This window comes from Ferruginibacter sp. (assembly GCF_031391665.1).
GTDB lineage: Bacteria > Bacteroidota > Bacteroidia > Chitinophagales > Chitinophagaceae > Ferruginibacter.
Window position 1 is genome coordinate 1 of record NZ_JANMUN010000123.1, and the last position, 11,214, is coordinate 11,214.

Genomic DNA, 11,214 nt, shown 5'->3' on the forward strand with positions numbered 1-11,214 from the left:
ATGATGGTGGATTCAGGTTCCGGCAGGCAACATTAAATATTGATTTAAGTAAGAATTTTAAAAATGTAGCACAGGGTTTAAATTTTGGCTATGGGTTTGAATATCGCAACGAAAAGTACAGTATCAACAAAGGCGAAGAAGCATCTTATGCAAACTACGATCCTAACCAGGTGCAGGCATCAGGCTCCCAGGGTTTTCCTGGTTTTAGCCCCGATGATGTAATTAAAGCAACACGTTACAATTTTAGTGCTTACGCCGATGCAGAATTAAATGTTACTGATAAATGGTTAATAGACGGTGCAGTAAGAGGTGAGAGCTATTCTGATTTTGGATCGGTAGCAACTTTTAAATTGGCTACCCGTTATAAAGTTTCAGATAATTTTAATTTAAGAGGATCGGCAAGTACAGGATTCAGGGCACCATCTTTACAACAAATAAATTTCAGTAATACACTTACATCATTTAGCGGTGGTCAGTTGGTGCAGTCACGTATTGCCCGTAATGGCGATGTGGTAACTAAAGCAGCGGGCATTCCTGATTTAAAAGAAGAAACATCAGTTAATGGCAGTTTAGGATTTGCATGGAAAGTGGCACCCGGTTTAACTTTTACTGTTGATGGTTATATGGTTAAGGTAAAAGACAGGGTAGTGCTCTCTGGTTTATTTAGTGCCGATGATGCAACATTGCCTGCAGCATTTACCAGTTTATTAAAAGGGTTGAATGTATCTACTGCACAGTTTTTTACTAATGCAGTAAACACTACTAATTATGGTATAGATGTGGTTTTAGACTATTCAAAAAAATGGGGTAACAAAAGCTTTAAAGGATTGTTAGCAGGCAATTTGCAAAAAATTAATTTAGATGAAATACATGTGCCTCCTGCATTGAGTGGCACTGTATTAAATCAGAAGACATTTTACAGCGACAGGGAAATTGCATTTTTGAAAGCATCTGCCCCAGGTGCTAAATTTAATTTAAGTTTAAATTATAGTTCTGGTAAATTAGGTTTTGGCAGCAATCTAACTTATTATGGAGGCATAAAACTTTTAGGTTTTGGAGATGCCACACCTGAAAATCCAAACTATGCCGGTATTAATCCGCAAGTCCCTTCTGATGCTACAGGAGATTTAGTGCCAGAAATTTTTGATTATAAAGGTAAGTTTGTAACAGATATTTTTGCATCATATAAATTTTGCAAGAGTGTAAGTATATTTATTGGAGCAGATAATATTTTTAATATTCATCCAAATATTGGTGTAAATCAATTGGCAAAAGGTTGGGCTGGCGATAATGAAAGCGGCGGCCCATGGGATAGTGTGCAAATGGGTTTTAATGGCAGAAGGATATTTACCAAGCTGGCAATTAATTTCTAGTACGGTAATTTTATGTAAAGGTTATGTAAAGGGTTGATAGATTGTACAATTTATCAACCCTTTTTATGCAATGGCTTATCCTTATTTTATTTTTACTCCATACGATATGGAAAGTGCTAACCTGTTTAGGCAATACTTGTACTTTTCCTGTGGAGAATACTGGGTTATGTTTTTTAAATTTACAGTTACGTTATCAATCTGTTTTTCCATTCCAATTTTTAATAGCCCTCCATTTTTAGTAGTATAAAATAGAGAAAGGTTTAACAACGCACTGTTTTTGTATTTATCTATGTATTCATCCAGCGAAAAAAAATGGATTCCGGTAGCAGTATTTACGCCCAGTGTATTGTTTTTTATTGTTAATAGTGGATACTTGATTGTAATTTGAATCGGTATTGTTAAAGTAGTTCTTTTTATTTGACTTGAATAACTTTCCTGGTAATGCACATACATCCCTGTTTGCAACCCTAACTTTAATTTATTAGTTACAGAATAGGAGATGTTAGACAGCAGGTTAAAATAAGGGTAGCGGAATTTTTTTCTCTTATAATATTCAACACTTACAAAAGACGGTTCAGTAACATATTTTTTTAAAATATCGTTTGTAATTGATTTTAAGACAGTGAAATTTAAATCAATATTTATTTTCTGCTGTGCTATAGTAAATAAAGGAAGCAAAAGAATTGCCATTAAAAAGAGAACCTTTGCTGATGGTGTGAAATTTTTATTTAAGACCATTTTTAATTTTGGTTGAGCAAAGACTAATGCAAAATCAAAGAAACAGGAAATAAAAATAGGATAACTAAAATATTGGAATTTTAACATTTTATAACTCATATCATAGCATTGCTCTTGTTTTGATATTTTGCATGGAATATTTTTTTCAAATGACTAAGTATATTAAATATCTGGGAGGGCTTTTGTTAGCAGTTATTATAAATACAACAGCTGCCCAAAACAAAATCATCGTCTTTCAAACCGATTTTGGATTAAAAGATGGCGCCGTATCTGCTATGAAAGGTGTGGCAATTGGAGTGGACAGCAGTTTGAAATTATTTGATCTTACACACGAAATTCCGGCATACAATATTTGGGAAGCAGCTTACCGGCTACAGCAAACCGTTAGTTACTGGCCTGCAGGCACGGTGTTTGTTTCTGTGGTGGATCCCGGCGTGGGCACCAATAGAAAATCGGTTGTGCTAAAAACAAAGGCAGGTCATTTTATAGTTACACCCGATAATGGAACCCTTACCTTAATTGCAGCCTCCGAAGGTATTGAAGCAATAAGAGAAATTGATGAAGCGGTAAACAGAAGAAAAGGCTCTGAACAGTCTTATACTTTCCATGGCAGGGATGTGTATGCTTATACCGCTGCAAAATTTGCAGCAGGAAAAATTACTTATGAAGCAATAGGAAAGGAGTTGCCTAACGAAGTGGTAAGCATCCCTTATCAAAAAGCAATTCTCGAAAATAAAAAAATAAAAGGTACTATCGCAATTTTAGATGTACAGTACGGCAACATCTGGACGAACATTGATGCTGATATTTTTAATCAGTTAAATGTAAAAATTGGCGATAAACTTCACGTAGTAATTTATCAGGATAAAATAAAAAAATATGAAGGCTTTATGCCTTATACCGAAACCTTTGGTGCGGTTGCAAAAGGCAAGCCCTTGCTTTATTTAAATAGTTTATCGCAGGTTTCATTTGCATTGAACATGGATAGTTTTTCTGCAAAGCATAAAGTGTATAGTGGTAGTGAGTGGAGGGTGGAAATAACAAGGCCTGAATGAAAGCGGCTTAAACTTCACTTTTCTTAAAATTTTTTACCACATGCCCTGCAACAGAAAATGTTTTTGCAACGGTTCGCAAAAGCCAACGGCCATGTGCGGCCGGGTTTGTTTTTAATTCAGCTATCAGCGAAAAAATAAAGTTGTATGCTTCGGCACTATCATTAAATATTTGGCCGGGATTTTTTAAAATATTTTCCAGGAGCTTTTCAGCATCCCTGCCTCCCTGCTTTATAGATTTTAAAATAAACGAACCGGTGAGCGCTTTGTGAGAAGGATAGGTGCCTTCAAAAATTCCGGCAATGATATCAGCATAATTTTTATCTTCTTTGGCACAGGCAATAATTGTGGACAGTATTTTCATCCACACCGGAGATAAGGTTTTATTGCGTGGAAATTGTACCAGCAAATTGGATAATGCAAAATCATACCCCTGTTCTTTTTTTACTGTTTGGCTGTAAATATTCATGGCATCGGCAGTAAAATCGTTTTTTCGAAAACATATTTGCAAAGCTTCTGCAGCCCAGCGGGCACTCAGTAAAGCATATTGAATGCCATCGCCACTCAGCGGATTTATAAGTCCTGCTGCATCGCCAACCAATAAAATACGGTTACCGCTAACCGGTATATCCGGGTTGTAAAATTTTATGGGCCAGCCTTCAATCTTACCCTCAATCTTTCCATTACCAATACGTTCTTTAAGGTGTGGGTTTTGGTTAATATGCTCCATCAGCATTTCCCGTACCTGCTGCGGTTTGGCGGGTAAGGTTTGGCTTATCATTGCCAAACCAATATTGGCACCATGCGGCGCTTTTGGAAACATCCAGAAAATGCCGGGAAAAACTTTATCACTAAAATAAATATCAACCCGGTCATTAGGACCGTTCACGTCTTCATAATATGCCCGCAATCCCAGCAACTGAAATTCATCCGAAGGATTTACACCATGCATTTGCCGGGCTATTACACTGCGGCTGCCATCGGCACCAACAATCAACTTTGCTTTAATGGTTAAATTTTTTTGTTGCTGCTTTAATTGTACCGTGGTAGCATGTTCGCTTATTTGATAACCCGTTACTCTGGCATTTTCGATATAAACTGCACCTGCTTTTTTTGCCGTTTCAAATATCCAGTTGTCCAACTCCATTCGGGGTATTATTCTTGCATGCAAAGGCAGGTATTCGGGTTTAGACAGATCAATAAGAACCTTGTCATCTTTTATAAACAATCCAACTTTATTTATCTCGTTTGCCTTTGCAAATTTTTGAGTGCCGGTGATGCCCATAGCATGTAATTCTTTTAATGCAATAGGGCTTACACCATCGCCACACACTTTATCCCGTGGAAATTTTTTTGCTTCGGCCACTATTACTTTATGGCCTGCTTTTGCCAGGTGGTAAGCAAGGCCGCTGCCAGCGGGCCCACCGCCGGCAATAAGCACATCGCAATCGTATTTATGTAAAGGTTTTATGGCAATCATTAGTAATCCCTGTTTATCATGTAAAGAATAATGCTTTCAATAAATTTTTTATCCTTTGATTCTTTCAGGCCAGAAAAAATGCTGTAGAATTCTTTTAAGGCAGCGCCGGCCATATACTGGGCAGTTTTTTTACTGTGTTCAATAGATTGGTATTTATGCATCAGGCTTAAAATACGGGTTGCTGTTGCCGAATCTCTTTCTTTTATAGGCACTGCCAAAAATTGTTTAATTTTTTCTAATTCATTTTTGTTACATTTTTCTAAAAGATGTATCAGCATCAGGGTGCGTTTGCCTTCAATAATATCACCTCCAATTTCTTTTCCGTATTTTTTTTCTTCAGCAACCAGATTTAAAATATCATCCTGTATTTGAAAAGCAGTACCCATAAAATAACCGAGGCGGTTAAAAGTTTCGGGGTCTATTTTTCCGCTGGTTCCAATCAGCGCACCAATTCTTAAAGGATGCATGCAGGTATACCAGCAAGTTTTTTTTAAGATCATGCGGAGGTAGTCGGCCTCTTTAAGTGTGCAGATATTATCCCTGCGCCATCCCAATTCCAGCGCCTGCCCCTCTACACTTTCTAAAACCATGTGCTGTACTTCTGTAAAAATTTTTTCTGATAATTTAGGGCCAACTATTTCTTTGTTTTTAAAAAGCGGGTAAAGTGCTAACACGTTCATCGCATCACCCACATTAATAGCAATGGCCCTGTTATTGTATTCATGCATGGTGGGTTTATTGCGCCGGTAAAAACTTTCATCTTCCACATCATCATGTATTAAAAATGCATTGTGCAGTAATTCCAGCGAAACAGCACTGTTGAGCGCCAGTTCCATGGTGCCGCCATAAGCCTTGCAGGCAGCAATGCACAAACCCGGCCTGAAACCTTTTCCGCCCCGGTTGGGATAATCCTGTATAAGATGGTATAAATATTTACGGGGTTCTTTATCGGGAATAAAATGATGGATGCCTTTAAGGGTATCTGCCCCATATTCTGCCAACATTTCTTTCATTAATGCCTCGTACATGAGCTAATACTTTATGCGGTAACGTCAATTTCAAAAATGGTTTTTACAGCTGCATTACTGGAGTCGGTAATTAAAGAAAAATAACGGCCGGATTTTGTATTGGCAGGAACTTTTACCTGGATCTCAATTTCTTTTTCTTCATCCTTTTTTAAATTAAATGCCGAAGGTATTAGCAGTATATTTTTAGAAGAGATCTTTTGTGATCCTGTACCACTGAGATCATGTTTATTCAATTGTACTTTTACAGCTTGTTTTAAAGTAGTATCACTGATGCTCATGTACAGTTTTACAGTTTGCCCCGCTTTAACCGGGGCATCTGCTTCAATTACAGAAAATACATTGGCAGTTTTAGTGGTGGATGTTGCAGAAGCAGCGGCAGTGGCTTCAGCATTTTCATTTTTTGTAAGGGAGCTGTTTAGTATACCAACCTGTTTGCTTAGTGCTGCAAAAGCATCTAAAAAAATATCAATGGCCTCGTGCGTATCCCGGCGTATGCGGCTCATCAGGTCATCGGGGTTGCCTTTTAAACTATCTGTATCAATAACTTTTTTTTCAATTCTTTTGGCGGCTAAAATACCTGCCGCAATTTCTTCTTCCAGTACGTTTACAGCACTGCTGATCACCTTCTGGGCATTTCCCAATACATTATCCGGGTTAAGCAGATCAAATAAATTATCGGTAAGGGTAGAGCCTTTTTTTTTGCCGGTGCTATTTTTGTTTTTTTCTGCCATTAACTTTTTGTTGCTGTTGTTTTTCTTTTATAGTAAGTGCTATCGAAAAAAAAGCAGGCTCAAAGCCCTGCACCTGTGCATTACTGGTATAGTTGCCGGGTTCACAATTCTTATCTGTTGTAACCACAATTTTTACAGTTTGTGCACCGCCGGGTTTTAATTCAAAAGATTGCGGATCAAAACTGGTACTGATTTTTTTTTGTTCGCCTTTTTTGTTTTCAGCTTTATACTCTGAGTTGACCAGTTTGCAAAGCACCACTTCATCTTTCACATTATCCAGCACAAATTGTAACTGCGCCTTATCGCCGGCAAACACATCGGCTTTTAATATAAATGCAGGTTCGGCAACTGCGGTTGTTTCATTTGCAGCGGCCGAATCATTTGCAGGCGTTACAGATTGTTTAACCAGCCCGACACCAAGATCAATTAAATTTTTTGCATGCTGCAGGTTAAGTTTCAGGTAAGCATTAAATACGTTGGTGATGGTATCTGGCTGTATAAAATTGGCGCTTTTGTTATTGGTATTTTGATTGGTGAAATGCTTAAGGATATTAGTGCCCTCGCTCATAAAAAATTTATTGGCCTCAATGGTTTTATTTACCAGCTCTTCAATATCTTTTGCTACTGCTGATTTTTCTTCGCTCATGTTTTATTTTTTTATATCCTTGCTGTCGTTAGTTAACACATTGGTACCGGCAATAGTTTTTTTGGGTTCGCAATAAAAATGACTTTTCCAGCTTTGCCATTTCAATTTATATTTTTGTTCATCCTGTGGTTCGGCAGTAATTGCAGCATGGTCGGCTGTAGAAAGTGTAAAGCAAATATTCTGGTTAATTTCTTTTTCCCGTAAAACTATTTCGGTTGTATAAGTGCTGCCATTATTAAATTTATCAAGATCAAGAGTAAGCAATACCTGTTCGCTGCGGCCCTGTGGCAGTGTTACACTTTGCTTATTTAACCTGGGTTGCCCTGGAGCAATATTACCTTTTTCATCAAGTAATTCTCTTACACCAATGCGTAAGGTTTTAGTATGGCTGCAATTATTTTTTACAAGGAAAGGAACAATGATCCGTTCGCCAACCATAGCGCTGCGATTAAGCGTAGCAATGCAATGAGGTGGGCATGTTTCTTCAGGCGGGCAGCAATTGCAATTTTCCTGAAATTTTATCTGCGGTATTTTTAGTTGAGGAAATTTAAAACTGCTGTCATCACCATTAGCAGATTTACTATTGGTATTTACACTACTCATCAAACTTTCTATTACCGGTTTAAAAAAAGATAATGAAGTATCTGTAAGGCTTTGCATACTATCACCAAAGATCTTTTGTATGCCTTCTGTATTTAAATTATTGGCCATTATAAAATATTTATTTTTTAGAATAATGTGCTTTAACCAGGTAGGTAATTTCCTGATCCCAAAAACGAATGCTTCCATCGTAGTCGTTTGTTGCATCGCAGTTTTTAGGCAATGTTATATCAAGGTGTATCAATTGGCTTGCGCCGGGTGCTACAATTTCACCTTTTTCTTTTATCGTTACATTGGCCCAATCGGTTAAATTGTTACGGATATTTTTTGTAATGGCATCCAGCACCTGGTTATAAGTTTCTGCATTTTTATCTCTGAAACCAATGCCAAAGGCTTTGCAAAGCATATCCATATCAATAGCTGCAATATGCTTTATATCCGGCACCTGAAAGGGCATGTTGCCTGTATTGGTGAGTGTAAAAGCTGCGGTATGCAATTTGCCCGGTGTGGTATCCTGAAAAGTAAAATTAATGGGGTAAATTTCAATAGCAATATGCGGCTGAACCAGCATTTTTACTTTACGTACCTGGCCCCCAACGTTCAAAGTGCTTTCGTAAATACCGGGCGGGGTTTGTGGGTTTACCTCGTGTAAAATTTCTTCCATTTTTTCTTCGCCTGGTGCCAGCCTGCAGGAGATATTGAGCGGCAATGCAGCTTTTAAAATTTGGCCGGCCCTGGTATCGGGAGTGAGGTTTAATGCTTTTATTCTTAAAGTATCCTGGTTATTATTGCGTAAGGTAATCTGGCCCCTTAATTCTCCCGGCGGACCATTAAGAATAATTTCGTTATTATCCACGGTAAGTTTTTCGTTATACGCCGCACTGGTAACTGTAATCATGACTTAATAATTTATTTTTATTCTACTATAAATTTTCAACCATTTACTGTACCACCTCCCACGGGAAAAGGGCGTGTATCAGGTTCGCAGCATTCATCTGTTTCGCAACGCTCTGCAGCGTTGGGTATGTAAGGTTCTGTTATTACCTGGCTTTCGCCACTGAGGCATATGCTGAACATTTCCATACCAAAAGCCTTGAAACAAATGTTGGAGTAATTGGGAATGCGCATCCGCACTTTTTGCATGTCCTTAATATCCTGCAGGGTAAACCTTGGCAGGTTAAGTATTTCTATTTTACTGTCGGTTGCCACCGGTTCTTTGGCATCGCCTTTAAGTTTTAATACACTATCGGTTGTTAGCAGGCCGCTAACTTTGGTTTCCAGGCTGCCACTATGTTTGGCATCTATGCCACCGCTAAGATTACTGTCGAGCCCGCCCTCTATAGTGGAGTTTACATTAAAATCTTTATCGGGCCGCAAATGGTGCGTAAAGGTCCGGGGAATACTTGGAACACTCATAGATAAGGTTTTTATTTACTTAAAAATAGAAAGTCTTTTGTTAAAATGCAATACAATTATGTTTTTATTTTGGTATCTGCAAAACTTTTGGCAATTATCCGTTTAATGCGTGGGTGCTGGTTTTGCCAGCCTGCATCAGCATTATTGCAAATGTTTTATTTGAAAAAATAGTTGTTACCTCAAGGGCATTTGCTTTTTTAAATTAGGATAATAATTAGTGTATCTCGTTAATGCCTGAGTGCAGAACGTTTGTATTTTGCTGCAGGTATTGCAACAGCAGGAGAGATTGATGAAGCAGTTAACCGCAGAAAAGGTTCTGAAAAATCTTATACTTTTCATGGCAGAGATGTATATGCTTATACCGCTGCAAGATTAGCAGCAGGAAAAATTACTTATGAAGAAGCAGGAAAGTTGTTGCCTAACGAAGTAGTAAGTATCCCTTATCAAAAAGCAATTCTAGAAAATAAAAAAATAAAAGGTACCATCGCAATTTTAGATTTGCAGTACGGCAACATCTGGACGAATATTGATGCTGATATTTTTAAACAGTTAAATGTAAAAGTGGGGGATAATTTGCATGTGGTTATCTATAAAAACAGAATAAAAAAATATGAAGGTAACATGCCCTATGCTGAAACATTTGGTGCAGTAACTAAAAATAGACCACTGCTTTATCTCAACAGTTTATTACAGGTTTCATATGCCTTAAACATGGGTCGTTTTTCTACAGTACATAAAATTTACAGTGGTAGTGAATGGACGGTGGAAGTGATGAAAAAATAAATTTAGCAACAGTATATCATCTGTTGCTGACAACCAAGATGAGCACCGGTACAATAACATTTCATTAATAAAAGCAGTTGTAACTTAAAATTTTTATTAACGTTACATGGATTGTAAAAGTTTTATCACCACTTTTTTTAACCTGAAAATTTGGCTTCTGTATGAAAAAACTGCTTGTAACTATTCTTGTATTTGCATTTTTCAATATTGCAAATGCACAAACTACCGACTCAACTATTCACAATCATCTAAAGCCGGATATCAATGATCAGTCTTGGTGTATTGCTGTTAATGCCGGAGTACAAAAGCGTTTATTTTTTGGTGCAGGCATAGCAAGAACTACTTTTAACGGCAGTGGCCATGGTGTATATGGGTCAGATATTTATGCCGGCATAAATATTTTTCCTGCTTTCAAAAAATCGTACGAAACAATTAGTGGCATAAAATTAGGCGGAGATTTTTTTGGCAATGCTTTTTTTATGGGTGCCGAAGTGCAATACCTGAAATCGAAAGGAGCGGAGGATTGGTTGTTTACACCAAGGGCTGGTATCGGTATCAGCTATTTGTACCTGGCGTATGGGTACAGTTTTTCTAAAAATAAATTTCCAATTGCAGGCATCAGCCAGAATTCACTTTCGCTGCAGGTAAACTTTCCTTTTTATAGCAAAGACAAGTTGACGAATAAAATAACGCACTGGGGTAAGACGAAGAAAAAGAAATAGAATTTTTTAATGAGTTTTATAGTAATGTTATTTCTTATCAAAACTCACACACTCCTTCAATTCCTTTTCGGTATAAGCTAAATTGTATTGTTTTAAAACATCATCCGGTACACCATTCCATTGTGTAGGAATGTTACCGGCATAACCAATATCTTTCACGCCAATTTCCGAAGTGTAAAAACCGGTGGCCGTTAAATTTCTCATCAGTTTAAAAAATTCTACACCCTGGCTCATTTCGGGTTTTGCTTTTTTAGGGTAGGCGATCATGTCCACCATTTCAATTTGCTGTTGCTGGCTGCAATCTTTAAAAGCTTTGTTGTAACGGGTAAGGCATTGCATATCTAACCAGCGCAAACCACCTTTCATAGGTATTTGGTGTTTAGGCATATCTTTTACAATAAACTCAATAAAGTCGGGCACTTTAGCATCGCTGGCACTGCCGCTAACTGCATCTTTCGGAATAATTATATCACCAAGTATTGTAATGGTAGCCATTTCTTCTACAGTAAAGAATTTATCTTTTGCCAACAATTCTCTCTCGTATTTTAATTCATCCGGATTGCGGTCCAAATTAAATTGTGGTACATCAGCTGCTACTGATTTTTTATCATCGGTATTACAACCTGCCAGTACAGTTGGCACAGC

The 11,214-nt window shown here is 37.6% G+C and carries 13 protein-coding genes; 4 read left to right on the forward strand and 9 right to left on the reverse strand.

The annotated features are described in order from the left end of the window. The coding region (locus tag ACY651_RS09155; RefSeq protein ID WP_462251917.1) for a TonB-dependent receptor plug domain-containing protein at positions 1–1,373 on the forward strand (1,373 nt) is incomplete at its 5' end. Between the two features lie 81 nt (positions 1,374–1,454). On the opposite strand, the gene ACY651_RS09160 is transcribed toward ACY651_RS09155, so the two are convergent. Further along, the gene (locus tag ACY651_RS09160) at positions 1,455–2,210 is read right to left on the reverse strand and encodes a hypothetical protein (protein WP_462251919.1); all 756 of its coding nucleotides are present in this window, start codon (positions 2,208–2,210) and stop codon (positions 1,455–1,457) included. A gap of 50 nt (positions 2,211–2,260) precedes the next feature. Here ACY651_RS09160 and ACY651_RS09165 point away from each other — a divergent pair, with 50 nt between their 5' ends. Then, on the forward strand, positions 2,261–3,166 hold the full coding sequence (locus ACY651_RS09165; RefSeq protein ID WP_462251921.1) for an SAM hydrolase/SAM-dependent halogenase family protein: 906 nt from the start codon (positions 2,261–2,263) through the stop codon (positions 3,164–3,166). A 7-nt stretch (positions 3,167–3,173) separates the two neighbouring features. On the opposite strand, the gene ACY651_RS09170 is transcribed toward ACY651_RS09165, so the two are convergent. The 7 genes from ACY651_RS09170 to ACY651_RS09200 are packed head-to-tail and all read right to left on the reverse strand — an operon-like array spanning position 3,174 to position 9,064. Continuing rightward, positions 3,174–4,643, reverse strand: a complete 1,470-nt coding sequence (locus tag ACY651_RS09170) for a geranylgeranyl reductase family protein (protein ID WP_462251923.1) — start codon at positions 4,641–4,643, stop codon at positions 3,174–3,176. Beyond that, complete coding sequence (locus ACY651_RS09175; protein ID WP_462251925.1) at positions 4,643–5,671, reverse strand: polyprenyl synthetase family protein; 1,029 nt, start codon at positions 5,669–5,671, stop codon at positions 4,643–4,645. Before ACY651_RS09175 ends, ACY651_RS09170 begins: the two co-directional genes overlap by 1 nt. An 11-nt stretch (positions 5,672–5,682) precedes the next feature. Continuing rightward, entirely contained in the window at positions 5,683–6,402 is a 720-nt protein-coding gene (locus ACY651_RS09180) for a hypothetical protein (RefSeq protein ID WP_462251927.1), read from the reverse strand. After that, positions 6,380–7,048 (reverse strand): COG1470 family protein, encoded by a 669-nt coding sequence (locus ACY651_RS09185; protein WP_462251929.1) that lies wholly within the window; start codon positions 7,046–7,048, stop codon positions 6,380–6,382. Before ACY651_RS09185 ends, ACY651_RS09180 begins: the two co-directional genes overlap by 23 nt. A gap of 3 nt (positions 7,049–7,051) precedes the next feature. Then, positions 7,052–7,759: a hypothetical protein gene (locus tag ACY651_RS09190; protein WP_462251931.1), complete on the reverse strand. Its 708-nt coding sequence runs from the start codon at positions 7,757–7,759 to the stop codon at positions 7,052–7,054. Between the two features lie 10 nt (positions 7,760–7,769). Further along, on the reverse strand, positions 7,770–8,546 hold the full coding sequence (locus ACY651_RS09195; protein ID WP_462251933.1) for a COG1470 family protein: 777 nt from the start codon (positions 8,544–8,546) through the stop codon (positions 7,770–7,772). A 35-nt stretch (positions 8,547–8,581) separates the two neighbouring features. Further along, positions 8,582–9,064: a hypothetical protein gene (locus tag ACY651_RS09200; RefSeq protein ID WP_462251935.1), complete on the reverse strand. Its 483-nt coding sequence runs from the start codon at positions 9,062–9,064 to the stop codon at positions 8,582–8,584. 249 nt (positions 9,065–9,313) lie between these two features. On the opposite strand from ACY651_RS09200, the gene ACY651_RS09205 reads away from it, so the two are divergent. Both ACY651_RS09205 and ACY651_RS09210 read left to right on the forward strand, forming a co-directional pair. After that, a complete protein-coding gene (locus ACY651_RS09205; protein WP_462251937.1) occupies positions 9,314–9,847 on the forward strand; it encodes an SAM hydrolase/SAM-dependent halogenase family protein in 534 nt (177 codons plus the stop codon). Positions 9,848–10,008: 161 nt separating this feature from the next. Next, on the forward strand, positions 10,009–10,569 hold the full coding sequence (locus tag ACY651_RS09210; RefSeq protein ID WP_462251939.1) for a hypothetical protein: 561 nt from the start codon (positions 10,009–10,011) through the stop codon (positions 10,567–10,569). A 27-nt stretch (positions 10,570–10,596) separates the two neighbouring features. Here ACY651_RS09210 and ACY651_RS09215 read toward each other — a convergent pair. Then, positions 10,597–11,214: gluconate 2-dehydrogenase subunit 3 family protein (locus tag ACY651_RS09215; RefSeq protein WP_462251941.1), on the reverse strand; the 618-nt coding region annotated here is incomplete at its 5' end.